Here is a 23242-nt window from a genome sequence, read left to right on the forward strand (position 1 = left end):
CTGTTCCTGTGCCTCGCGTGGCAAGTTCCCACGGTGAGATGCGGCCCCCGCAGACTGGCCTGCGTCACGGGATCGATGGAGGATGGAAACAGCCACACGGCGAGCAGACAGGCCGGCTCCCCTGCCTCACGCCGACGTACCGCTGCGGTCCCTGCCGTTCGCGGATCACGCCTACCGGACGCACGAATCCAGGCGCTCTCATGAACAGCATCTACGCGTTGATCCGAATCGACGGCAGCATTCAGTTCCGCGACGGCATCCCGGACCAGGGCGCGGGCACCGGCGCTGCCTTCGCCATCCAGCGGGCCGCATGGGGTGGTCACGGCCTCCACGGCGGCGTCAACGATGTCCGAGGTCCCGGCGGCACCCACCTGCTCAACCGCATCGCCACCCTTGTTGTGTACGCGCTGGGAGGCCCCAACCGGTGCGTTTTCGGGGACCTGACCATCAGCGGCGACCGTTTTGAGTCCGGCTCCGGAAAAGCCACGCCCTGCGGCCTTACAGAGGCACAACAGCACCTGATCCGAGACGTCCATGGCGCGATCTGCGGGAACGCCGACGCGGCCGAGGGCGGGGACGCAGGTCCTTCGGCAGCCTCTGGCGAGAGGGACGACTGGCCCCCCTGGGCTGACTGGCCTGTCGCATCCGTTCTATCCGGGTCGGTCAGCGGCGTTTTTGCTGTCGCGCCTTCCACCTGACTCGGACACCACATCCTTACCAGGGTATGGACACGTGCGGCAGAACCGCTTCGAGATCTGTGTCAGGCAGGCAGGCCCGCCATGACCGGACCGCACTCCGCTCAGCCGCGACAACTCCGTGAGGGTGCGTCCGGCCGGTCACTCGATGCGGATCTCGGCCGGCTGCAGGAAGTACCCGGTGATCTCGCCGGGGGCGGGGGCGCGGGCACCGAGCTCGGTGGCTTGCCGCCGGGTTGGCCTGCCCCGTTCACCGTGCCGACAGCTGAAAGCCAAGACGCTTGTGGTCCGGCCTTGCATGGGCCGAGCTTCTCCTGTTCCAGGTGCTCACCGCCGGGCTGTGCACCCACCCTCGGTCCGTGCGGCCGCCCACAGTGCGATCTGCGTGCGAGAGCGCAGGCCCAGCTTGTCGCGGATCTTGTCCAGGTGCGTGGCGACCGTGTGGACCGAAAGGCCGAGCCTGTCCGCGATCTGCCGGTTGGTCAGCCCTTCGGCGACGAGTTCGGCCACCGTGGACTCCCTTGCGGTGAGCCGGAGCCGCTCGTCGGTGGTGCGGACATCGCCCCTCGACCGGTCATCGCCGTTCCCTGCGCCGAGCGCGTACGCGACCAGCCGCTCTCCGCGCAGCCCATGGGCACCGGCGACGGCAGCCTTCCGCGCGGCAGCCGACAGCCGTGTCCTGGCACGCGCCGCCGCCTGTTCCATCCTGTGCCGCCAGGGAGCCTCGGGCTCGGTGTCCAGGCGGCGCCGCGCCTGCACGCTCGCCTCGTACAGCCTCAGCGCACGCTGCATGTCGCCGCTCTCCGCGGCCACGAGGGCCAGGCCCTCCACGGGGTACAGGGCATGGAAGCTGGCCCCAGGAGCGATCCGCAGCACCTCGGAGAACAAGGTCTCCGCGCTGCGCAGACGCCCCAGGGCCAGCCGTACGGCTCCCGCGGTGTGCAGCGCGGCCGCGATCCGAGGCCACGGCGCTTGTTGCCTCAGCACGGGCAGACACCGTGTCATCAGCACGTCGGCCTCCAACTCGCCGCCGGACTGGAGCAGCGCCCAGGCCAGGTGATGGGTGCACCAAGCAACGTCCTGCGGCCTGCCGAGGGAAGCGACGGCCTCCAGGCACTCCCTCAGATCCGCGACGGCCTCGGCGAACTCACCACGGCACAGGCGCGCCGCCGCCCGGGCGTCCAGGGCGTTGGCCAGTCCGGCGGCGTCACCGCGCATCCGTTCGCTCCGCACCGCCTGCTCCCCCAGGCACACCGCCTCGTCCAGATCGGCCTGCTGGCAGGCCACGCGTGCGGCGAGCGCCGGCACCTGCCCACCCAGCGCCCGGCCCCCGGCTCCCCGCAGTGGTCCGCTGAGCAGCGCACGGGCGGCCGACGGCTGCTCCTGCTGGTAGTGCACACGTGCCAGCTCCAGTGTCAGCCGCGCCAGTACGGCATCGCCGTGGCCGGCGCTGCAGGCCAGTACCGACACGAGATTGTCCCGTTCCGCCGCGAGCGGGCTGCCGGCCTGGTCGGCGAACACCTCCCTGCGGCCTCGCCCGGTCAGCTCGGTCAGCTCGGTCAGCTCGGTCAGCTCGGTCAGCTCGGTCAGCCACGCGAGCGCCCGGCGCAGGGTGGCGTCAAGCTCGCCGGATGCACGCAGACGGTCCAGGGCGCAGGCACGGACGGCACTCAACTGCCTGAAGCGTGTGGGCGCCGTCTCTCCCGGCAGACGAACGACGAGCGACTTCGCTTCCAGGGCGCACAGGATGCGCAATACCTGCCGCCGGCCAATGCCGTCACCGGCGCAGACTGATTGCGCGGCGGTCGCGTCGAACCCGCCGACCAGGACCGAGAGGCGCCGGAAGACCGCCTGCTCGGCCGGATCCAGCAGCCGATGGCTCCAGTCGACAGCTGCGGCGAACCCACTGGGGCGTGCGGGTCCGGTTCTGCTTCCCCCGGTCAGAAGGTCCAACTGGCAGAACTGGTCGTCCAGCCCGGCCAGGATGTCGCTCAGCGCGAGCGCACCGACGTGGCAGGCCGCGAGTTCGACCGCGAGCGCCAGGCCGTCCAGGCGCCGGCAGATCTCGACCACCAGATGGCCGTTGCCGCGATGGAGCGCGAACCCTGGGGAGTTGCTCGCGGGCCGGTCGACGAAGAGCCGTACGGCATCGGACTGCATGAGGGCCGTCGCATCGTCTCCGGCGTCGGCCGGCGGCAGGGACAGCTCGCCGAGCCGGAACACGGTCTCTCCGGGCACCCTCAGGCCTCCCGGCTGGTGGCCAGGATCCGCAGACGGGGGCAGCGACCCAACAGGGTCGCCGCCAGCCGGGCGCACGGCTAGGCCAGATGCTCGCAGTTGTCCAGAATCAGCACCCGGGAGGCGTCACCGATCGCCCGGACCAGCACGTCGACGCCGGTCCAGCCCGCTCGTTCGCCCACCCCCAGCACGGCGGCCACGGACTGCGTCGCCCACGCGCCGTCCTGGAGTGAGGCGAGTTCCACGAGGTCGACTCGTGCGAAGCGCCTCGGTAATCCCTTGGCGAACTCCAGCGCCAGCCGGGTCTTGCCCACACCGCCCGCACCGGTCAGCGTGAGGAGGCGCGAGCTCCTCAGGAGGGTACGCAGGGCCGACAGCTCGCTCTGCCGGCCGACGAAGGAGTCGAGCGCCGACGGCAGGACGCTGCCACCGGCCGGCGAGACCGCAGGCGTGACACCCGAAGCCGCCCGTCGCCGCAGCGCCCGCTGCCGACAGGCGCTGGAGCAGTATCGAGCCGGCCGACCCCCGTGCTGCCTCACGGCCAACGTCGCACCACACACTTCACACGTCCGACTCCGGCTCATGTCCGACTCCTGGCCGCACCGCCCCGGAACGAAACCATCGCCTTCGGCCATGTGTCTCCACGAAGTCCGAGCCGGTCGGCTCCGGCAGGAGCAGTGCGGCCGGCGTCGCCCGCGCGATGGCCGACACGGTGGCAGGGCCGGCCACTGCAGGCGTCCGGGTGCGTCAGGGTGTGGCGACGGGGTCGATGCCGAGCACGACGGTTCCGGTCACTCCCTTGCCGAGGTCGCTGCCTGCCTGGGTGAGGGTCAGCAGGGTCGAGGACCCGCCGTTGCGGTAGATGCCGTCCCGCGCGTTGAGCGTGCGGGTGACCGGACGAAGGAGCGGAACGACCGAGCCGGCGGTCTCCACCGCCGCACCGAGCGGCGGATGGTCGTGCAGGCACAGGTCGGAGGCGAAAAGAACCACCGAGACACGCATGGTTGTCAGCTTCGTTCCGGCGGGCGGCGTCGGCGGGTGTGGACGGCACTGTCTTCCGGTGGCGTGGGGGGTCCGGAGGCGGGGCGGCCGTTCGTCGCCGGTTCAGCGCCGTCGGAGGCAGCACGCTGGACGCGGGCGGCTGCACGGACGATGTTGCGGGCCATCCCGCCGAAGACGACCGCGTGAAAGGGCGAGACGCTCCACCAGTACACGTGGCCGAGCAGCCCCCGCGGATGGAACACCGCCCGCTGCCGGTAGCGCACAGGCCCGCCCTCGTCTCCGTCGACGCGCATCTCCAGCCAGGCCAGACCCGGCAGCCGCATCTCGGCGCGCAGCCGCAGCAGCCGCCCGCGCTCGATCTCCTCCACCCGCCAGAAGTCCAGCGAGTCGCCCACCCGGAGCCGCCCGGCGTCCCGCCGACCGCGGCGCAGGCCCACACCGCCCACCAGACGGTCCAGCCAGCCGCGCGCCGCCCAGGCCAGCGGGAAGGAGTACCAACCGTTCTCGCCGCCGATCCCCTCGATCACCTGCCACAGGGCGTCGGGCGACACGTCCGCCTCACGTTCCCGGACGTCGGTGTACAAGCTGCCGCCGGCCCAGTCAGGGTCGGTCGGCAGCGGGTCGCTGGGCGCGCCGGGCACGGAGGCGGACGACCAGCGAGTGCTCACCTGCGCGTCACGTACCCGCTGCAACGCCAGGGCGACGGCCCGGTCGAAGCCGAGCGGGTGTCCCGGCGGGCTGGGCACGTACCGCTCGATGTCCCGCTCTGTGCAGACCACTTCGTGGCGCAGGGACTCTGTCAGCGGGCGGGCGATCGACGCCGGCACCGGGGTCACCAGGCCGACCCAGTGACTCGACAGGCCGGGCGTGAGCACAGGAACGGGCACGATGAGCCGCCGGGGCAGGCCGGCGACGGCGGCGTACCGCTGCATCATCTCCCGGTAGGTGAGCACCTCCGGGCCGCCGATGTCGAAGGCGCGGCTGACGTCGGCCGGCAGGCCGGCGCAGCCCACCAGGACACGCAGCACGTCCCGCACCGCGATCGGCTGGATGCGGGTCCGCACCCAGCGCGGGGTCACCATCACCGGCAGCCGCTCGGTCAGGTACCGCAGCATCTCGAAGCTGGCCGAGCCGGAACCGATGATGACGGCGGCGCGCAGAACGGCGGTCGGCACACCCGAGGCCAGCAGGACGCGGCCGACCTCGGCGCGGGAGCGCAGGTGCGGGGAGAGCCGTGATGCGTCGACGCCGGCGGGCGTGAGACCACCTAGGTAGACAAGGCGGCGGACGCCTGCCTGGTGGGCCTGCTCGCCGAAGACGTGCGCGGCGTCGCGGTCGGTCCGCTCGAAACCGTGACCGCTGCCGAGCGCGTGCACCAGGTAGTAGGCGACGTCCACACCTTCCATGGCGCGCGCCACGGACCCGGCATCGGTCACGTCGCCCCGGACGATCTCCACCCGGTCCGCCCACGGATGGTCGCGCAGCTTGCGCGGCGTGCGGACCATACAGCGCACCCGGTGACCGGCGTCCAGCAGCTCCGGCACCAGTCGGCCGCCTATGTATCCGCTCGCGCCGGTCACCAGACACGTCAGCGCTTCGCGGGCCGTCGCTTCGTCCTCGGTCGTCATCATGGCTGCCTCATGTGCAATGGTCCCCGTTCCCGCGCTCGCTCGATCACACGGTGCGCCGCACCGGACTTCTCCACTTGCCTCTACCGTGCCGTCGGTCAGGCCGGATGCACTCCGTGCGCGTGGCAACCGGGTGACGTGCCCGTCGGAGAGGAGGACGCCTCAGCGGGGCTCCGCACAGACGCCCGGCGGTCGCGTCGTTCCGTAGTCTGCGGGCGAGGATCTCTCGCCCTGGCGCGTCGGTTCGCGTGGGCACGGGAAGCCTGTGTACGCGCGCCGGGGCCCGCCGAGACCGCATACGAGCACCGGGCGCCAGGCCGGGCCGAACAGCCGCTCAGCGTGCCTTGCGCGCTGTGCGCTATGCGCTGTGCGCTGGAGATCCTCCAGAGCGTCCTGGATGACGGTGCGTCGGTGCCATGCCAGCCAGCGGCCCACCGCGTCGGCGGTTTCGTGCAGGGCGCGAGCTGGCTGCGGGTGAATCCGGCGATCGGCCGCGCGTGGTGCGACGAGATCACTCCCAGCAAGGCACCATGCTCGTCGAGCAGCGGGACGCTGTGACAAGCGCGGCTGCCGGCGTGCAGGATCACGTGCCCGGAGTCCTCGTCGAAGACGGTGGCACTGGCGCCGTCGCGAATGGTCACCTGCCGGCGATCACGGGCGGCCTGCGCGCATGCGGTGCCGGAGTGGCCGACGAAGGCGAAGAAGTCCGTGAACGCCGACCGAGCCCGGAGTGCTTCTCCAGGCGCAGCAGTCCGCCCTCGGCGAGCTGCACATTGCCCATGGCGGTCTCGGTGATCTCCAGTATCCGGCGCAGCCCCGCGCCGAGGACCGCGCCCTGCGGAGCCGTCGGGCTTGTGCTGCCGGGCAGCCGGAGGCCGGGAAGCCGGGGAGCACCGGCCCGGGCGCGGTGGGGAAACCAGGCACCGGTCCGCTCGTCCGGCCCGGCGATACGGATGACCGCGTCCGCAAGAGTATGGAGCTTGACGTTGTGCCGCTGAGAAGTACGGCGCAGCAGCTCGAACCCCTCCTCCAAGGAGGGCGAGACGGTATCGCTCCTTGAGGATCCCCTGGGCGGCGGCCACGGCCGCGTGCGCGAGCATCCGATTGCGCAGGGCGACGTTCCGCCGCCCCACATGATCCGGGCTCTTGCGTTGTCTCCTTTCCAGCGCGCGCACCTAGGCGTCACAGTCGCAGGATCATCGCGTACGGCGAGCATTCGACGTGGCCTCAGGGCGAGACGCCGTCGTCCGACCGTGGCAGTCGCAGGGCGAGCAGGGCGATGTCGTCGTGGGCCCCTGCCACGAGTGCGTTCATCAGCTCGTCGCCCAGCTCGTCGAGGTCCTGGTCGACCAAGACGGCAGCGTGCTGCCGGAGCCGGGTCATACCGTGATCCATGGATTCGCCGCGCCGTTCGATCAAACCGTCCGTGTACAACAGCAGGGTGCTGCCCTCGGGCAGGGGCAGGCAGGCACTGGGCCGTTCGGCGTGCGGGTCGACGCCCAGCAGCAGGCCGTGTGCTTCGTGCAGGTAGGCGGTGTCGCCGTCTGCGGTGACGAGGAGGGGCGGTGGATGTCCGGCACTCGCCCATTCCAGCTGGTACGGCCCTCCTTCCTGACCCTTGAGCAGCGCGTACACGCAGGTGGCGGTCCGGTGTCTGTAGAGGGCGTCGACCGCGAGGTCCAAGCGGCGCAGGATCATGCCGGGGGGCTCCCGGCGGTCGCAGGCGATGCCACGCAACATGTTCCGCATCTGGCTCATGGTCACGGCGGCACGCAGATCGTGGCCGGTGACGTCGCCGATGATCAAAGTGGTGTCACCGCTTTCCGGCAGGACGAAGCTGTCATACCAGTCACCGCCGATCTGCGCCGTGGTGCCCGCCGGGGAGTAGCGGGCGGTGATGCGCAGACCCGGTACGACGGGCAGGTCCGGCAGCAGGGAGCGCTGGAGGCGCTCGGCGACCGCCTGGGTCTCGGCGTAGAGCCTGGCGTTGTCGAGAGCCAGCGCGATGCGGTGGGTCAGGTCCTCGACCAGCGCCAGTTCCGCCTCGCCCCATGGCGGGTGCCCCTCGCCCCTGACCAGGGTCAGCGCACCCAGCACTCTCCGGCGTGCCCGCAAGGGTGCCACGATCACGGAGTCTCCCCCGAGTCGGGCGAACGGCTGCAGGGATGCCGCATGCAACGGATCGGACGCCTCCTGCCCGGTCGGCAGGCGCCCGGCCGACAACAGCAGCGGGCCGGCGCCGCGAAGCACCCGGGACAGCGGGCCTGTCGCCGTCTCCGGCACCGGCGGCAACGGTCCCGTCAGGCCGGTCAGGGCGGCGTTGGGGTCACGGTGCGAGACACAGACCCGCTCGACGGCGCCGTCCTCGTCCATCAGGTCGGCCGCGGCCCAGTCGGCCAGACCCGGCACCAGCACCCGGCACACCCGCCTGAGCCCCTCGACCGCGTCCAGCGTGCTCGACAGCGCCGCCGCGCTCCGGGTGGCGAACGCCAGCTGGTCGAGCGCCGCTCGCAGCGCCGCGTCCGCGTCATCCTCGTTCATGCCGACCACCTACCCGCCTGGTGGCCCTACGGCCGCTGCCGCCCTGGGAAACCACTCCCCGGGCAGTGCACTGCGTCCGTGTACGGCACGGGGCCCAGGCATGTCCTTACGGTCGCACCGGGGCCGCGTCTCCTCCTTACGGCTCTGGTCGGCCGGCCGGGCCGAGACCTATGCGTTCATGGACCGGGCCGTCGCGGAACCGTTTCGGCCCGACCACTTCGTCACCGCGCAGATGATGCGCCTGAACATCGCAACGGGCCACCTGCAGTGGGTCAACGCGGGCCACCCCGCACCGCTGCTGATCCGCAACCACCAGGTCGTGCGGCAACTGACAGGCCCGACCACCCTGCCGGTCGGCTCGGCGGTGAAGAGCCCCGGATCAGCGAGCAGATGCTCCAACACGGCGACCGGGTGCTGTGCTTCACCGACGGCCTGATCGAGGAACGCGAAGCAGGCGAAGAGCAGTTCAGGGAGGAGCAACTCACCCACTGGGTCACCCGACGACGCGACCCTCTTCCTGATCGAACGGCGCGGGGGCGCCGCCGACGCCTCCCGGATCAAGTCCGAGCCGGCCGCTGCCTCCGCCGCCCGGAAACGTTCGGCCTCGTGAATCAGGCCGGTCGCCGTGAGGCTCCGCGACGGGTCGGGGGCCGTAGCCATGAGCCGGGCCGCGGTGGCCGGCCCTGTCTCCGGTGGATCACCAGCAGGTCCCAGCGGCCGACGGTATAGGAGAGCAGCAACAATCTGTGCGGGTCTGGCTCGGCTTCGAACCAGCCGACGTGCACCACGTGCCCTTGGACGGGCACCTTTCGCGGGATGACGGGCCAGAACGTGGGATTCACCGTTACTCGGGTGATCAGCCCCCACAGCGGATCGAGGACCTCGATGAGCGCCGGAAGCTCCCCCGTCAGGTCGCGGGAGCGGGGCCACCAGGCACCGTCGAATCAGGGCCGGAGCGGTTCCGGGGGGTGCCAGGACGAGCCGGAGGGGCGACGAAGAAGGAGTCCGGCCTTCGCCCGCGGGCGTCAACAGAATGGTCGCGGTGGTCGCGGTCATGACGCGGACCCAACGCCGGGCCGGTCGTGGCCTACCCGGATGTCGTGAATCGCCGAGAACGACGTCGGCGTGGAAGCTGGCGTGCGGAATGCTCTCGGCAATGACCAGGCTGCTCCTCGTCGGAGCCCGGCGGACCGATGCGGAGCGATGGGTTGAACGAGAGCACGAAGGAGCGACGGTTCGCGGGGCCCGTGCCCGCGCCGCCGCTCATGCCGCGTCGTGCCAGGCGGCAATACCGGTCACCGTGACCACGACGGTGACCGGCTCCGCGGCACCGTGGGTGGCGAGGTGGGTGATGAGGGCGGCTGTCACCCGGTCGTGGACGTTTCTGGCGATGTCCAGCGCCCGCCGGCCCTCCGCCAGGACGCACCGCACCTCGATGTGCCATCCCGAACCGTCCGGCGCCCGGTCGGCGCGAATGCCGGCCTCGGGCGGCGTGGTGTCCGCCCGGGCGGGCGCGGCGGCTGCCGCGAGGCGCCGGGCGAGGCGGGGTTGCAGGCCGACTACGCCAGGGACCGCGAGGGCTCCCTCCGCCGCGACGCCGAGGAGCGCGGTGGTGCCGGTGGCGGTCATCACGGGCCACCGCCCGTCGGGAGGCGGGGGCCGAGGGTTGGCCCCGGCCCCACTACGTCGACCACGGTGATGTCGACGGCTGTCACCGTGAGCCCCAGGTCCTGTCCGGCCGAGCGGAGGACCGATCGGCGTACCTGATGGACCCGGTCGGGCAGCGGGCGGTCGAGGGCGGCGGCCAGGGTCATGGTCACCCGCACGTCGGTGCCGGAGCCCTCGGCTACCAGCCGGCAGGTCGCGGCCCGGACGCCGGCGACCGTGTCCGCGGCCTGCCTCAGTACCTTCGCCGCGGCGCTCTCGGTGATCCGTAGGTCCAGGTCCGGGTCGGCCAGGGGCAGCAGCCGCCCGAACCGGACCTCTGCCCTGACGATGTTCATGACGCGGTCGGCGAGTGCGTGGAGGCCGGGCGTGTCCTGGGCACGCAGCGCTCGGGTGGCCGCGTCGACCGCGGCCAGTCCCTCGGCGGCCTCACGGCAGTGAGGGCAGGAGAAGGTGTGCGGGTCCGCGGCCGGCGTCGTGTCGCGGGCCTGTTCCCAGACCCGGCTGAGCAGTTGGCCGCAGGGCAGGACCTCGTCACCTGCGAACGGGGGGACGTCGGTGGCACCCGGCCTGGGACCGGTCCCGTCGCCCCCGAGAGGCTCGGAAGGCCGAGCGCGCGGGTCGTCTAGCGCCATGGGCCCATCGCCTCCTGCAGGGATCGGCGTGCCCTGAACAGTCTGCCGCGCACCGTCTGTTCGCTGGTCCGCGTCACGTGGGAGATCTCCTTGTAGGACATGCCCTGCACCTCCCGCAAAATCCAGCAGAGTCGCTGCCCGGCGTCGAGATCGCCGAGTGCGCGGGACAGGGCGGCGGCGGCCGCGTCCTGCTCGGCGGACCGGGCGGGTTGGCTCCAGACGTCTCCCGCCGCGGGCTCGGCGACGGCGTCCAGGGGGAGGGGCGGCTGCCGGCGATGGCGCATGGTCAGGCAGCGGTTGACGGTGATCCGGTACATCCAGGTACGGAACTCCGCGCTGTGGTGGTATTCCGGCAACCGGCGCCAGGCGCTGACGAAGGCGTCCTGAACTGCGTCCTCGGCATCGTGGGGGTTGCCGAGCATGCAGCGGGCCAGGGCAAGGAGCGGTCGGCCGTGCCGCTGGACGAGAACTGCGAAGGAGTCCTCGTCCCCCTCGGCTGCCCGTACGGTCAGCAGGTCGTCCGGCAGGTCGCGTCCCATCAGGTCACGGCCCGGCGATGGGGAAACAGCGCTTTCGATCACGGCACTCCCGCACACGGCTCGGACCGTCCGCGTACCCAACTGGTCGCATGTGATGCACATCACATGCAATGCGCGTGAGGAACGCGGCGCCCGATATGTCCAACCTTTCGAAGGGCACCGCACCGGTGTCCGAGGGACCGATCGAGGCGACCGCCATGACGGACAACATCACCAGCGTCGGCGGGGGCAGCCGACCCGAGGCGGGCGTGAGCGCGCTCAAGGGCCGCACCGGGGCCGGGGCTCCGGCCGAGACACGGGGGAGGACCACCATCGCGGACGGTGTGGTGGCCAAGATCGCGGGCATGGCGGCCCGCGAGGTACCGGGCATCCACAGCCTGGGAGCGGGGATGGCGCGCGCCTTCGGCGCCATGCGGGAACGCGTTCCCGGAGGCGGAGGCGGGGCCGTCACGCGGGGAGTGAAGGTCGAGGTCGGCGAACGTCAGGCCGCCGTGGACCTGGACGTCGTCGTCGAGTACGGCGTCTCCATCGTCGACGTCGCGGGCGACGTGCGCACCAGTGTGATCAGCGCCGTGGAGCGGATGACGGGCCTGGAGGTCGTCGAGGTGAACATCGCCGTCGACGACGTCCACCTGCCCGACGAGGAGGCAGAAGCCGAAGCGGACGAGGGGCGCGTGAGGTGATCCGCCGCCGCGCCCCTGGCGGGCGCGGATGATCGCGCGCACGGCGACGCCCCTGCGCGAGACGGGTGAGTACGAGATGAACGCAGCAATGACGGGCCTCGCGGCCGGTATGGCCCTCGGCTTCGCCGGTTACTTCGGCGGCTTCTGGGCCTTTCTGCTGGTGCTGGTCCTGGGTGCGGCGGGGCTGATCGTCGGCCTCGTCGTACAGGGCGACCTCGACCTCCGGACACGGAGGCAGCGGTGAGGACCCGGCCCGCTCCCCCGGGGGAGGGGTCGAGGCCACCGGCGCCGACCGCCGGGCTGCCGCCCCCGGCCGAGCGGGGCGCCACCGTCATCCCGGACAGGGTGGTCGCCCGTATCGCCGCCCAGGCCGCACGCACGGCCCAGTCACGGCGCGCCGCCGTACCGCCCGACCGCGGCGGACCGGCGGCACCCCACGCCTCCGCCGCCGTCCGTACCGGGTCGGTGCGCCTGCATCTGACGATGGACCTGCCCTACCCCACCGACATCCCCCGTGTCTGCGCGCGGATCCAGCAGGACGTCGCCGAACGGGTCGCCCAGCTGACCGGCCTGCGGGTGGGAGAGGTCCTCCTCACCGTCCGGCGGCTGGTGACCGCCGCCGGCGCGAGCCGGGGGCGGGTCCGGTGAGCGGCCACGCGGCCCGGGTCGCACAGCACGCCATGGAGGAAGGGCGATCGCGATGACACCTGATCCCGGTCCTCCCGACCGCAGCGGCACGCCGTCCCCGCACCGTGGCTCCGTGCCGCTGACGAAGGAGCCCGACCCGCCCGAACGCGACGTGCCCACCTCGGACCTCCCACCCGGTGAGCGCGGCAGAGGGCACCGAACCCACCGCAGGTGGTCCGCGCGTCGCATCACGGCGGCACTGGTCGCCGTCGTGATCCTCGTGGCCGCGGTCGCGGCGCTGGTCGACGTCATCGCCGTACGGGCGGGACGTCCGGCAGCGGCCTGGAGACGGCATCTGGCCGACGAACTGGCCACCCGCCCGGTGGACGACGTGTGGCTGCTGACGGGAGCCGCCGTGGCCGCCGCCGTCGGCGTCTGGCTGATCATCCTGGCCCTCACCCCCGGTCAACGCCGCTGGCTCCCCCTGTGCTCCCCCACCGACTGCCCCCGTGTGCGGGCCTTCCTGGACCGCGACGGCGCCTCCGGTCTGCTGCGCGACGCCGCGATGCGGGTTCCCGGAGTCGGCTCGGCGCGCGTCCTCGTAGGCCGCCACCGCATCAAGGCCCGCGCGGACGTCCGCTTCCGCGACCCCCAGCGGGTGAAGGACGACCTCACCGCCGTCCTCGGCGAGGAACGCGACCAGCTGGCCCTCGCTCGCCCTCCCCGCATCGTCGTACGGGTACGGCGACGCACCGACTGACCGACAACCGCACCACCGGGAGCCCGCACCATGACGCCGCGATCCGCACTCAACCGCAGTCTGCTGGCCCTCACCGGACTGGTTCTGCTCGGCGGCGGACTGCTGGTTCTCTTCGCCGGGCTCGACCTCTACCGGCGGCACGATCTGGTCCCGCCCGCCGGCTGGCCTCTGACCACGCCGGCCGACGTCCTGCTCGGCTCCGCCGACCGGGCCCGCTGGAGCAGCCAGGGCTGGTGGTGGCCCGCGGTCATCGCCGCCCTCGTCCTCACCGCCGTACTCGCCCTGTGGTGGCTGCTCGCCCAGCTGAGCCGACACCGCCCCGGCTCCCTGCCCGTCGGCGGCACACCACCGCAGGAGGGCGTCGAACTGCGCGACCGCGCGCTCAGCGACGCGATCGCGAACGAGGCCGGCGCCCTACCGGGGATCGAACACGCGGCCGTGCACATCACCGGCCGACCAGCCCACCACCACACCCACGTCAGGCTCACCCTCACCCCCGAGGGCGCGCCCGGCGCCGCTCTCGGTGCCCTCTGCGAAGGCCCGCTCAGCACCGCTCGCCGGTCCACGGGCCTCCCTGACCCGCCCACCGAGGTCCGCGTACAGGTCACCCGCCACAGACCACACCGCGTGGAGTGAGGGGAAGACCGGCCGTTCCCGCCCCAACGCTCTTGCGGATCATTGCGGTTCGCAGGGAACAGCACTGCTCCCCGAAGGAGAGATCATGCTCGTCCTGGGCGTCATTCTGCTCGTCGTCGGCTTCCTCACCGGCATTTCCATCCTGTGGACCATCGGGATCATCCTGGCGGTCGTCGGAGCCATCCTGTGGGTCCTCGGCGCGATGGGACACGCCGTCGCCGGTCGACGCCACTACTGGTAATCGAGGTCGGGCGCTGAAGGGCAGTGACCCTGGCAACGGGCAGGCCGGCAGCCGGCGCGGCCCCCACAAGCGTTCGCGGCGGCGGATGACGGCGGCGGAGAGCCCCGATCCGGCTGCGGTCTCCGCCGTGCCGGGCACAAGCGGGGCGCGCCCGATGGCCGTTGTGCCGGTCCTCGCCGCACGAGCGCACGGCCGACTCGGTCGGGACGGTGGATGAGCCCCCGGCCCGGTCGGAAGTTTCCACGCCGCGTCGGCCTGTCAGGCGGCGTCGGGAGTTCGCCTGCACAGCGCCTCCGTGAAGATCCGCCAGAACATCCCCCCGAGCCACGGCAAAGACGTGCGGTGAGCGGCAGGCCGCGGGGAAGGCTCCGACCGGTCGGGGCTTCGGGGAGGAGTTGCTGGGAGCCTTGCTGGACCAAGGGCACGAATTGCCGCCGTACCAGCTCGTCGCGCGGCAGATCGGCAGGCGCGACGGCCGCGGGACCTCGGTCTTCCTGCGGGACTACGGTCAGGTCTGGTTCGTCCCTCTGCCGGGTGACGGGCTGGCGGCCGGGGAACCGCAGCCGATCGACGGATCCGACGGTCATGCCCACACCCCGGTTCAGGTTGGACGATCATGTCCACGCCCCGGTTCAGGTTGGCCGGGATGCTGGAACCCGCTATGACGTGGCCGGCGACAGCTTCGACTACGCCCTCAACGGCGATGCCCCGCATGTGGCCATGGTCGATGCGATGGGCCACGGCCTGGACGCCGCCGCGATGGCCACGGTGGTCATCGGGGCCTACCGGCATGCCCGGCGGACCAGCTCGGCCTGTCGGAGATCCACGCGTTCATGGACCGGGCCGTCGCCGAGCAGTTCGGCCGAGCACTTCGCGACCGCTCAGATGATGCGGCTCAACGCGGCCACGGGCCGGTTTCAGTGGGTCGACGCCGGACGTCCCGCTCCTGTGCTGATGCATGGACACCGTGTCGTACGGCGACTGCACGGCCCCACGACGCTGGCCATCGGCTTCGACGGTCACGAGCCCCGGCTCAGTGAAGTGACGCTCGCCCCTGCGACCGGGTGCTGTACTTCACCGACGGCCTGATCGAGGAACACGAAGCAGGCGAAGAGCAGTTCGGCGAGGAGTAACCCGTCCACTGGGTCAACCGCGTCGAACACACCGAGGAGGGAGTACGCGCGGTGGTGCGCGCACTCTCCCACGCTCTGAAGCAGCAACGGGGCGGACGCACCAGCGATGACGCGACCCTCTTCCTGATCGAATGGCGCGGGGGCGCCGTCGACCACCTCGCCATCCTGGAGTGAGCCCGCAGGCGCACCACCATGGACATGGCCAACTGCACGCTGCCCCTTCCGCTCCCGCTCCCGCCGCTGTTTGCGAACGCCCTACCGGTGGAGCCGGCTCCGCGATTCTCCCTGGGGCGGGTTCACTTCTCTGCGGCGCCATGGCGAGAACCGCCACCGCCGGGTACGGCCTGAGGCCAGGATCTCCATGCGATCATCGTGGCTCGCGGTGAACAGCTGAATCACGATCACACCAAAGACGATCATCGCGAGGAGCACACTCACCGTCACGAAGGTGTCCATGTCTCCCACACCCTTGCTGCGCGGATCGGCACGTGGTAGATGACCGCTTCAGCAGGAGTACATGAGGCCGGGTGGCGGGCGTCGTGTCCGCCTTCCGAGTCCCAGACCGCCTCCCGCAGCGAGTCCGAGTCGGCCGCTGCCTCTGCCGCCGCCCGGAAACGCTCGGCCTCATGAATCAGGCCGGTCGCGGTGAGGCTCCGCGACGGATCGGTGGCCATGGCCATGAGCCGGGCCGCGGTGGCCGGCCCCGTCTCCGGTGGGATCACCAGCAGGCTCCAGCAGTCGAACGTGCAGGACAACAGCAACAGCTTGTGCGGGTCTTGCCCGGCGTTGGACCAGCCGACGCGCACTATGTGGCCGTGCGCGGGCACTTCTCCCGGAATGACCGGCCAGAACGTGCGGCTCACCGCTGCCCGGGTGATCCGCCCCCACAGCGGGTCGAGGCATTCGACGAGCGCCGGGAGCTGCTCCGTCAGGTTGCGCGAACGGGGCCACCAGGCACCGTCGATCAGAGCCGGAGGGGCGCCGGCCGGCGCCAGCGTGAGTCGGAGCGGTGACGAGGAAGGGGCCCGGCCTTCGACTGCGGGTGTGAACGGAATGGTCGCGGTCATGGCGCGGACCCAACCCCGGGCCGGTCACGGCCGGCCCGGTTGTCATGAATCGCCGAGAACGACCCGGCGTGGAAGCCGGTGTACGAGATGCTCTCGGTAGTCACCAGGATACTCCTCGCAGAAGCCCGGCGGACTGATGGGGAGCGACGGTGCGGACGGAACACGAGGAACACCTCCCACGCAACACGGCCCAGGAGTGCTGGGCCAGGGCACGCGAGCCGTCGTGGGTGGGACCGGTCCGGGAGCCGGCATACGAAGTGCCCCGGCGTCCTCGGCCCTCTCCCGCCGGTATCGACAGCCGCTTCACGGATTGCGGCGTCGTCTCCGCAACCGCCCCGGCGTGTGCGGAGTACGGTGGACAACACCGAGGGCATTTCGCACACCGGCTTCCACGCCGGGTCGTTCTCGGCGAGAGATGAAACCCGGGTCGCCGCGAAGGCGGCCCGGAGACGGGTCCGCATCATGTCGGCGACCTTGCACCAACCCCTGCCGCACCACGAGCACGCCGAAGCCCCGGCCGCGCGTCTCGCGCTGAAGACCGACGGAACGTCGCGCGGCCTCCTGGACGGTGCCTGGTGGCCCCACTGCCGGGACCTGCCGAGCGAGCTGCCCGCACTGACCGACGTGCTGGACCCCCTGTGGGGCCGCATCACCCGCATCGCCGTCAACCCGAAGTACTGGCCGGTCATCCCGCACGAGATTCCCGTGGGCGGTCATGTCGTCAAGGTCGGCTGGTTCACCCCGGAGATCGACCCGCACAAGCTGCTGCTGCTCTCCTACGGCACCGGCCGCTGGGATCTGCTGGTCATCCCACCCGAGACCGGGGCGGAGTCGGCGGCCCGCCTGATGGCGGCCGCGTCCGACCACGACGGTCCACCGATGACCGCAAGCGCTCTCATCGCCGCGGACGAGACCCGGAGTGCCGTCTCCGCTGCCGACCGGCCACTCGAACCGGACGAGGCAGGGACGTACGAGAGCGGCCCCTCCTCTGCGGCCGTTCCGGCACTGACCCATCCCGTCAGTCGCCTGATCATCGGCATGTGAGACAACCGCCATGAACACCTTCCTGACGACCGGCGTCTTCCTGGTCCTCATCGCAGCGGCGGCATTCGTGATCCACCGGCTCGACATCGAGCACGCGGAAAGGATCGCCGCGCACCGGTACAGTCGCGTCCTGCCCGGCGGTCCGCGTCGCGGCACCGACACGGCACGACCCCTGCGGGACCACCGCGGTCCACCTCGCCGACCGTCGGCGAACGACGTGACCACCGCGACGGGGGTCGCGGCCGCTTCCCACCGCGCCTCCGCCGCGACCGCACCACTCACCACGGGTGACGAGGCGATGTCCCCAGCCCCGCGCACCGACCGTCGGCGCGGCCCGTACCGACGGGTTTCGGCCCTGCCCCACGAACCGGCGCAGGCACATGCAGGGGTCTCGACCGGCGGGTCCCCGCCCCACGTGGTCCGCGTCCCGAGGAGCAGCACATGCAAGCCCTGATCGTTCTCATCGTCGTGATCGGCCTCCTGGCCGTCCTGGTCCTCGCCCTGTCCGTGAAGGTCGTCAAGCAGTACGAGGAGGGAGTGCTGTTCCGTTTCGGCCGACTCGTCGGAACACGCTCCCCGGGACTGCGGTTCATCATCCCGTTCGTCGACACCCTGCACCGGGTGTCGCTGCGGGTCGTCACCATGCCGATCCAGTCCCAGGGCATCATCACCCGGGACAACGTGAGCGTCGACGTGTCGGCGGTCGCCTACTTCCGCGTCGTCGACGCCGTCAAGTCGGTCGTCGCCGTGGAGAACGTCAACGCGGCGATCAATCAGATCGCCCAGACCACCCTGCGGAAGGTCGTCGGTCGGCACACGCTCGACGAGACGCTGTCGGAGACGGACCGCATCAACCTGGACATCCGCCAGATCCTCGACGTCACCACCGTCGACTGGGGTGTGCAGGTCACGCTGGTCGAGCTCAAGGACATCCAGCTGCCCGACACCATGAAGCGCGCCATGGCCCGCCAGGCCGAGGCGGAGCGGGAGAAGCGAGCGAAGATCATCAACGCGGAGGGCGAGTCCCTGGCCGCAGCCGCGCTCGGCGACGCCTCGGACACCATGATGGCCCACCCCCTGGCGCTTCAACTGCGCAATCTCCAGAGCCTGGTGGAGATCGGTGTCGACCAGAACACCACCGTCGTCTTCCCAGCCCCCCTCATGAGCACGATCGGCGAGCTCAGCTCCTTCCTCGCCCGGGAAACCGCGGCCGCCGCACCCGCCGCGGCAACACCACTGGCCGCCACCGGCCGCACCGACAAGTCCGTCAGCCCGGCCGGCAACGCAGCATGACCCGACTGCCCGCACCACCACCGCGTGCCGCAGTGGTGGTGCGGACGAGCGATCCGGGCCACCAGGGCGGACTCGTGGACGACGCCTGTCGTGCGCGTCCTCCGGGCATCAGCTGATGATGGGAGTACGGCCGAACACACGGAGCTGATCATGACGGGTTGGCGCGTCAGGGACTACTCCCAGGACGATCTCGAAGCGCTGATCCGTGTCGACATGGAGAGCGGCACCACCGAGGAGCCGCCGCTCTTCCCGCTCTCGGACGCGGTGACGGCCCTCCAGACCCGTCACCCGGCTGTGGTGGCCACGGCCGACGACGTGCTGATCGGCGCCGCGGTGAGCAGGGTGGAGGGCGAACGGGCATGGATCCTGCGCATCTGCATGGCGCCCGGCTGGCGGCAGCGCGGACTGGGCAGTGCCCTGATCACCGCCCTTGAGCAACGGCTCTTCGCCGCCGGCGTCCGCGCGGTGCACGCCGCCCTGCCCGAGGGCGAGACCGGTGCCACCGCCCTGCGCAACTGCGACTTCGGTGCTCGCCCCGGCCTGGTCTTCTTCGAGAAACGCGGACCGGTCACCCCGCAGTCGGCCGGCACGCTGTCCTCGCTCGGAGCGGAGCTGCCACCGGGGGGACTGTGGCAGAAGGTCGCGGGCATGCAACGGGAGAAGCAACTCATCGAGCGGCGCCTGGTCCTGCCGCTGGCCCATCCCGAACTGGCCGCGCAGCACGGAGTGGAACTGCCACGGGCGGTGATGCTGTTCGGCCCGCCCGGGACCGGCAAGAGCACGTTCGCGCACGCGATCGCCAGCCGCCTGGGATGGCCCTTCCTCGAACTGTTCCCCGCCCGTCTGGCCGCCGAGTACGGCCTGGCGACCGGGCTGAACCGGCGCTTCGACGAGATCGCCCGGCTCGACCACATCCTCGTCTTCATCGACGAGGTCGAGGAGATCGCCGGCCAACGCGGCGGCGCGGACGCGACCGCTGTGGGCGTCGTCAACGAACTGCTCAAGGCGATCGTCCGGTTCCGTAGCCAGGACGGGCGGCTGCTCGTCTGTGCCACGAACAACGTGACCACGCTCGACTCCGCGTTCCTGCGGCACGGCCGCTTCGACTACGTGCTGCCGATCGGCCCTCCCGACCACACCGCCAGGACCGCGCTGTGGGAGAGCTACCTGGCCCGAGCGGGCGCGCGGGCCGACAGCGCGGCACTCGCGTCCGCCAGCGAGGGGTTCACCCCCGCCGACATCGCCCACGCGGCGCGAACCGTCTCCCAGGCCCAGTTCGAGCGCACCTTCGACACCGGAACCCGGACCACCCCCACCACCGACGACTATCTGGACACGATCCGCGACACCAAGCCCACGGTCAGCGCCGCCATGGCCCAGGAATTCGCCCAGCAGACGGAGAAGTTCGCCCGCATCTAGCGTCCAGGCCGATGGGGAGTCGGTCTGCGGCGGATATGTCAGGCCGGCGTAGGTGGCGTGTCGCTGCCCGTTTCGATGAGGATCTGCCTGGCCTCGGTGACGTTGTCGGCCCGTAGGGCCCTGGCCATCGCGGCCCGTGCCGCGTCGGGCGACGTGTCCGGAGGGACCAGCATCAGGGAGAAGTGGTCCCGGTCGCCCCGGGTGATGAGGACGGTGTCGTCACCGACCGGGAAGGAGTCGATGTGGACGACTCGGCCGTCGACCATCACCCGGGTCGGCAGTCCGTCCCAGGCGCTGCCGTCCAGACCGACCCGGGTGACAGGTCCGAGATGCTCGGTCAACGCGGAGATCAGCGAGGGGAGCTCGGCAGCTATGTCCCGGGACCGCGGCCACCATGCACCGTCCAGGATTCCCTCGCGTGCATGCGTCGTCTCCAGCCGCAGCAGGGCCGTGCCGGGTTTCACCGACCGGTGGACGGCGTCCGGCAGGAGCCTGGGGAGGTCGGGGGTGTCTGAGTCGGCCATGATGTCCGCCCGTCCGCAAAGATCAGTGCGACCGCAGAGCATGCGACCGCGATACGACCCTGCAACCTCACCGTACTCCGCACGACGCTCGCGCGAGCGCCTAGCCGCACGGCACGGTTACGGAAACAGGCAACGGCTCCGGCGTATACCCGCCGGAGCCGCCCTTCCGGGTCATTGCACGTGAGCGTGCGCCGACCCGCTATCCACATTACGCCAACGGGCTTAATCCGACATGAACAACCTTGTGGAGGTTCGCTTCGGTCCGAGAAGCCGACGCGGCGGCTCAGCCACGCCCTTCCTCTTCCGTCTCCATCTGCCGGATCCCCTGGTGCGTCAGCGTGATCATCGCGGGCGTGTTGCCCCTCGCCCAGTCCACGACGACCCAGCCTTCGCCCGCCAGGTACATACAGGCAGCGGCCATGTCCTGCTCAGGGATACCGAGGTCGGTGCGGAGCTTCGCCCCATCGACGCCGAGAAGACGATTGCCCTCGGCGGCTTGGTACAGAGCCTGCATGATCCTCTCGCGGTACGTCTTCCGGTCTCGCAATATCGCCATGACGCGCCTTCCTCTACTGCCCACGGTCGGGCCGAAGTCGATGTCATCCGCGGCCGCCGTCGCGGTGGGGCGCGTCGGAACGCTCGCGTCCACCGCCGACCGACGGTGCCTCCGGGGCCGACGCCCGATCCCCGGCAGAACATCGCTGTAGTGGAAGGCAGCGATCCGTTCGTCGTGCTGACCATTGAGCTGGTGGATCAGAACGACTCCGACGGCGACCAGAAGGAGCAGTACGGCCACGGCGATGAGGGTCATGGTTCTCTCACCTCCGCCGACCGCCGAGCGAAGGCCCTGTCGAGCCGATGGGCCGGGGCGGGGCACGACGGCCCACCTGCTCCGCCGTCGGTCTCCCACGCTTCTTCCCTGCTTCGGGCGGCGATCCTTTCTGCTGCTTGCTCCCGCGCCGGGACATCGATGCCGTCGCCGGCCATCAGCTGCGCGGCGGCATCCGCACCGGTTTCCGGCGGAAGCACCAGCACGTCCCGGCGGCCGTCAGCGGAGAAGAGAGTCAGTCTGTGCGGATCCTGCTCCTCGGTGGACCAGTCCACCTGCACGGTGCGCCCGGCGTCGGACACCCAGTGCGGCAGGACGGGCCAGTAGGCCGGGTTCACGGTGACACCCGTGATACGACCCCAGCGATCGCCCAATGCGGCCGTCAAGGACGGCAGCTCACGGGTGAGGGCACGGGAGCGGGGCCACCACGTGCCGTCCAGCCCGCCCGGCGCGGGCGTCAGGGACAGCCGGGCCGGCGGCGGCGCGCGTCTGCTCGATGTCGTACGGTCAATGGTCACGGCCATGGCGCGGACCTGTCCCCGGGCTCGGGTGCGGCCCGGCGCTGTCGATCACCGGAAACGGCACCCGCAGAGGAGCCGGTGCGCGAAGAACTCCCGGTGCCTTCACACTACTCCGCTCACCGACCCGAAAGCCGCGGATGACCAGGTAGTTTTCCTGCCTTCGGGACCTGGTCGCCGGTGCCCGGTGCCGGTCAGAGCCAGTCCTTGCGCTTGAACGTCAGATACAGCAGTGCGGACAGGAGCACGATGACGGCGGCGGAGGTGATGAATCCCGACTCGCGGCCGAAACCGGGATAGGGGAGATTCTGGCCGTAGTAGCCGGTGATCGCGGTGGGGACGGCGATGATCGCGGCCCAGCTCGTCACCTTCTTCATGACCAGGTTCATGCTGTTGGCCTGGACCGAGAGGTTCGTCTCCATGACCGAGGCCACCAGGTCCCGCAGTGATTCCGTCCATTCGGTGGCGCGCAGCACGTGGTCGTAGACGTCCTGGTAGTACGGGACGAGAGGGTCGGTGATCAGGTGCAGGCCGGGGCGCATGAGCCCGTTGACCACCTCGCGCATCGGGAGCACGACGCGGCGCAGCCGGACGAGCGTTTTGCGCAGTGCGAAAACCCGGCGCTGCACGGCTTCGACCTCACGGCGCCCGGCCGCGAAGAGCAGACCCTCCAGCTCCTCGATGCTGTCGTCCAGCTGCTGGACCGCGGCGAAGTGCCCGTCCACGAGGTGGTCGAGCAGACCGTGCAGCAGGAATCCGACGCCGTGGCCGGCCAGGTCCGGGCTCTCGTCCCAGCGGGCGACGACGTCCTCGATGTCGAGACCGTCGTCCTTGCGGACGGTGATCATGGCCTGACTGGTGAGGAATACGGCGATCTCGCTGTACGACAGTTCCGCACCGTCCGGGCTGACGGTCACGGCGTAGGCGCTGAGGAACTCGTGGGTCCGATAGCGGTCGAGTTTCGGCCGCTGCCCACGCTGTGCGGCGTCCTCCAGAGCCAGTTCGTGGATGCCGAACTCCTGGCCGAGCATGGTGAACTCGGCAGGCCCGGGCCGGTACAGGTCCAGCCACAGGACCGAGGCCGGATCGGCGAGATGCGCGGAGACGTCACTGGCGGGAAAGTTCTCCAGGACGAGAGTGCCGTCGTGATACAGCCGGGTGCGCGTCACCATGGCCCGAGGTTAGTGTCTTACGCCCAGATCATGCCGCTTCACCCCCATTGATCCTGACCGGCAAGGACCGCCCGACTTCGCGCACCGCCAGGTCCTCACCGCACGTGACGTCCCGGGCGGCCTGTGCACGTTGACGGAGCTGTCCACGTGCCAGCCCGTGGAGCACTCCGTCATCCTGCGCTGCCGCGGCCACCACCGCTTGGTATTCGGCGACCGTCTGCTGATCGAGTTGCCGGCGCGCCTCGGCCACGGACGGCGCCGTCTTCTTTTTCTCCGCGTGGATCTGCGCAAGGCGCTCGATCACGTCGTCCTGCGCGTCGTAGCCGGACACGGCCCGGCCTCATGCTGACCTT

The 23242-nt window shown here is 70.9% G+C and carries 30 protein-coding genes and 2 pseudogenes; 13 read left to right on the forward strand and 19 right to left on the reverse strand.

The genetic code is table 11. The annotated features are described in order from the left end of the window. Positions 1-200: 200 nt before the first annotated feature. Positions 201-698 (forward strand): hypothetical protein, encoded by a 498-nt coding sequence (locus ACZ4MF_RS10500; RefSeq protein ID WP_467491636.1) that lies wholly within the window; start codon positions 201-203, stop codon positions 696-698. A gap of 138 nt (positions 699-836) precedes the next feature. On the opposite strand, the gene ACZ4MF_RS10505 is transcribed toward ACZ4MF_RS10500, so the two are convergent. The 8 genes from ACZ4MF_RS10505 to ACZ4MF_RS10540 form a co-directional block, all read right to left on the reverse strand. Then, positions 837-971, reverse strand: a complete 135-nt coding sequence (locus ACZ4MF_RS10505) for a hypothetical protein (RefSeq protein WP_467491637.1) — start codon at positions 969-971, stop codon at positions 837-839. A 51-nt stretch (positions 972-1022) separates the two neighbouring features. Then, positions 1023-2933 carry an ATP-binding protein gene (locus tag ACZ4MF_RS10510; protein WP_467491638.1) on the reverse strand — a complete coding sequence of 637 codons (1911 nt, stop codon included), beginning with the start codon at positions 2931-2933 and terminating at the stop codon, positions 1023-1025. 80 nt (positions 2934-3013) lie between these two features. Further along, on the reverse strand, positions 3014-3178 hold the full coding sequence (locus ACZ4MF_RS10515) for a hypothetical protein (protein ID WP_467491639.1): 165 nt from the start codon (positions 3176-3178) through the stop codon (positions 3014-3016). Between the two features lie 502 nt (positions 3179-3680). Then, complete coding sequence (locus ACZ4MF_RS10520) at positions 3681-3935, reverse strand: hypothetical protein (RefSeq protein WP_467491640.1); 255 nt, start codon at positions 3933-3935, stop codon at positions 3681-3683. Positions 3936-3940: 5 nt separating this feature from the next. Continuing rightward, entirely contained in the window at positions 3941-5566 is a 1626-nt protein-coding gene (locus tag ACZ4MF_RS10525; RefSeq protein WP_467491641.1) for an SDR family oxidoreductase, read from the reverse strand. A 95-nt stretch (positions 5567-5661) separates the two neighbouring features. Continuing rightward, the gene (locus ACZ4MF_RS10530) at positions 5662-6204 is read right to left on the reverse strand and encodes a hypothetical protein (protein ID WP_467491642.1); all 543 of its coding nucleotides are present in this window, start codon (positions 6202-6204) and stop codon (positions 5662-5664) included. Beyond that, positions 6201-6596 (reverse strand): ANTAR domain-containing protein, encoded by a 396-nt coding sequence (locus tag ACZ4MF_RS10535; RefSeq protein WP_467491643.1) that lies wholly within the window; start codon positions 6594-6596, stop codon positions 6201-6203. Before ACZ4MF_RS10535 ends, ACZ4MF_RS10530 begins: the two co-directional genes overlap by 4 nt. 194 nt (positions 6597-6790) lie before the next feature. After that, the gene (locus ACZ4MF_RS10540; RefSeq protein WP_467491644.1) at positions 6791-8104 is read right to left on the reverse strand and encodes a PP2C family protein-serine/threonine phosphatase; all 1314 of its coding nucleotides are present in this window, start codon (positions 8102-8104) and stop codon (positions 6791-6793) included. A gap of 178 nt (positions 8105-8282) precedes the next feature. On the opposite strand from ACZ4MF_RS10540, the pseudogene ACZ4MF_RS10545 reads away from it, so the two are divergent. Beyond that, positions 8283-8590: pseudogene (locus ACZ4MF_RS10545) on the forward strand (PP2C family protein-serine/threonine phosphatase); the annotation flags it as partial. A 93-nt stretch (positions 8591-8683) separates the two neighbouring features. Here ACZ4MF_RS10545 and ACZ4MF_RS10550 read toward each other — a convergent pair. The 4 genes and pseudogenes from ACZ4MF_RS10550 to ACZ4MF_RS10565 form a co-directional block, all read right to left on the reverse strand. Then, a pseudogene (locus tag ACZ4MF_RS10550) lies at positions 8684-9160 on the reverse strand (DUF5994 family protein); the annotation flags it as partial. A 207-nt stretch (positions 9161-9367) separates the two neighbouring features. Continuing rightward, entirely contained in the window at positions 9368-9733 is a 366-nt protein-coding gene (locus tag ACZ4MF_RS10555; protein ID WP_467491645.1) for a hypothetical protein, read from the reverse strand. After that, positions 9733-10404, reverse strand: coding sequence for an Asp23/Gls24 family envelope stress response protein (locus tag ACZ4MF_RS10560; protein ID WP_467491646.1), 672 nt, complete (start codon positions 10402-10404; stop codon positions 9733-9735). Before ACZ4MF_RS10560 ends, ACZ4MF_RS10555 begins: the two co-directional genes overlap by 1 nt. Next, positions 10395-10943 (reverse strand): RNA polymerase sigma factor, encoded by a 549-nt coding sequence (locus ACZ4MF_RS10565; RefSeq protein WP_467491647.1) that lies wholly within the window; start codon positions 10941-10943, stop codon positions 10395-10397. Before ACZ4MF_RS10565 ends, ACZ4MF_RS10560 begins: the two co-directional genes overlap by 10 nt. A gap of 197 nt (positions 10944-11140) precedes the next feature. Here ACZ4MF_RS10565 and ACZ4MF_RS10570 point away from each other — a divergent pair, with 197 nt between their 5' ends. The 8 genes from ACZ4MF_RS10570 to ACZ4MF_RS10605 all read left to right on the forward strand — a co-directional run bounded on the left by ACZ4MF_RS10570 (position 11141) and on the right by ACZ4MF_RS10605 (position 15197). After that, entirely contained in the window at positions 11141-11626 is a 486-nt protein-coding gene (locus ACZ4MF_RS10570) for an Asp23/Gls24 family envelope stress response protein (RefSeq protein WP_467491954.1), read from the forward strand. A 28-nt stretch (positions 11627-11654) separates the two neighbouring features. After that, complete coding sequence (locus tag ACZ4MF_RS10575) at positions 11655-11870, forward strand: hypothetical protein (RefSeq protein ID WP_467491648.1); 216 nt, start codon at positions 11655-11657, stop codon at positions 11868-11870. Beyond that, positions 11867-12274, forward strand: a complete 408-nt coding sequence (locus ACZ4MF_RS10580; RefSeq protein ID WP_467491649.1) for an Asp23/Gls24 family envelope stress response protein — start codon at positions 11867-11869, stop codon at positions 12272-12274. Before ACZ4MF_RS10575 ends, ACZ4MF_RS10580 begins: the two co-directional genes overlap by 4 nt. Positions 12275-12386: 112 nt before the next feature. Continuing rightward, positions 12387-13013 carry a DUF6286 domain-containing protein gene (locus ACZ4MF_RS10585; RefSeq protein ID WP_467491650.1) on the forward strand — a complete coding sequence of 209 codons (627 nt, stop codon included), beginning with the start codon at positions 12387-12389 and terminating at the stop codon, positions 13011-13013. Positions 13014-13043: 30 nt separating this feature from the next. Continuing rightward, positions 13044-13649 (forward strand): alkaline shock response membrane anchor protein AmaP, encoded by a 606-nt coding sequence (locus ACZ4MF_RS10590; protein WP_467491651.1) that lies wholly within the window; start codon positions 13044-13046, stop codon positions 13647-13649. An 85-nt stretch (positions 13650-13734) separates the two neighbouring features. Beyond that, positions 13735-13890: a DUF6131 family protein gene (locus ACZ4MF_RS10595; RefSeq protein ID WP_467491652.1), complete on the forward strand. Its 156-nt coding sequence runs from the start codon at positions 13735-13737 to the stop codon at positions 13888-13890. A gap of 666 nt (positions 13891-14556) precedes the next feature. Next, a complete protein-coding gene (locus ACZ4MF_RS10600) occupies positions 14557-14979 on the forward strand; it encodes a PP2C family protein-serine/threonine phosphatase (RefSeq protein WP_467491653.1) in 423 nt (140 codons plus the stop codon). Between the two features lie 95 nt (positions 14980-15074). Beyond that, positions 15075-15197 carry a hypothetical protein gene (locus tag ACZ4MF_RS10605; RefSeq protein WP_467491654.1) on the forward strand — a complete coding sequence of 41 codons (123 nt, stop codon included), beginning with the start codon at positions 15075-15077 and terminating at the stop codon, positions 15195-15197. Between the two features lie 81 nt (positions 15198-15278). Here ACZ4MF_RS10605 and ACZ4MF_RS10610 read toward each other — a convergent pair whose 3' ends face one another. Together ACZ4MF_RS10610 and ACZ4MF_RS10615 are read right to left on the reverse strand one after the other, a co-directional pair. Further along, complete coding sequence (locus ACZ4MF_RS10610) at positions 15279-15479, reverse strand: hypothetical protein (protein ID WP_467491655.1); 201 nt, start codon at positions 15477-15479, stop codon at positions 15279-15281. Then, entirely contained in the window at positions 15464-16090 is a 627-nt protein-coding gene (locus tag ACZ4MF_RS10615) for a DUF5994 family protein (protein ID WP_467491656.1), read from the reverse strand. The genes ACZ4MF_RS10610 and ACZ4MF_RS10615 overlap by 16 nt, the downstream gene beginning before the upstream one ends. A gap of 354 nt (positions 16091-16444) precedes the next feature. Between ACZ4MF_RS10615 and ACZ4MF_RS10620 the strand changes: the two genes are divergently transcribed. The 3 genes from ACZ4MF_RS10620 to ACZ4MF_RS10630 all read left to right on the forward strand — a co-directional run bounded on the left by ACZ4MF_RS10620 (position 16445) and on the right by ACZ4MF_RS10630 (position 19846). Next, positions 16445-17134 carry a DUF5994 family protein gene (locus tag ACZ4MF_RS10620; protein WP_467491657.1) on the forward strand — a complete coding sequence of 230 codons (690 nt, stop codon included), beginning with the start codon at positions 16445-16447 and terminating at the stop codon, positions 17132-17134. A gap of 441 nt (positions 17135-17575) precedes the next feature. Continuing rightward, entirely contained in the window at positions 17576-18427 is an 852-nt protein-coding gene (locus tag ACZ4MF_RS10625; protein ID WP_467491658.1) for a slipin family protein, read from the forward strand. Positions 18428-18577: 150 nt separating this feature from the next. Continuing rightward, positions 18578-19846, forward strand: a complete 1269-nt coding sequence (locus ACZ4MF_RS10630) for an ATP-binding protein (RefSeq protein ID WP_467491659.1) — start codon at positions 18578-18580, stop codon at positions 19844-19846. A 38-nt stretch (positions 19847-19884) separates the two neighbouring features. Here ACZ4MF_RS10630 and ACZ4MF_RS10635 read toward each other — a convergent pair whose 3' ends face one another. From ACZ4MF_RS10635 to ACZ4MF_RS10655, 5 genes are all read right to left on the reverse strand, one after another. Next, positions 19885-20370 (reverse strand): DUF5994 family protein, encoded by a 486-nt coding sequence (locus tag ACZ4MF_RS10635; RefSeq protein WP_467491660.1) that lies wholly within the window; start codon positions 20368-20370, stop codon positions 19885-19887. A gap of 283 nt (positions 20371-20653) precedes the next feature. After that, entirely contained in the window at positions 20654-20926 is a 273-nt protein-coding gene (locus ACZ4MF_RS10640; RefSeq protein ID WP_467491955.1) for a hypothetical protein, read from the reverse strand. Between the two features lie 251 nt (positions 20927-21177). Next, the gene (locus tag ACZ4MF_RS10645; RefSeq protein ID WP_467491661.1) at positions 21178-21723 is read right to left on the reverse strand and encodes a DUF5994 family protein; all 546 of its coding nucleotides are present in this window, start codon (positions 21721-21723) and stop codon (positions 21178-21180) included. 188 nt (positions 21724-21911) lie between these two features. Continuing rightward, a complete protein-coding gene (locus ACZ4MF_RS10650) occupies positions 21912-22889 on the reverse strand; it encodes a magnesium transporter CorA family protein (protein ID WP_467491662.1) in 978 nt (325 codons plus the stop codon). Between the two features lie 28 nt (positions 22890-22917). Next, the gene (locus ACZ4MF_RS10655; protein WP_467491663.1) at positions 22918-23220 is read right to left on the reverse strand and encodes a hypothetical protein; all 303 of its coding nucleotides are present in this window, start codon (positions 23218-23220) and stop codon (positions 22918-22920) included. Between the last annotated feature and the right edge of the window lie 22 nt (positions 23221-23242).

The organism is Streptomyces sp. NPDC025793 (assembly GCF_055558375.1).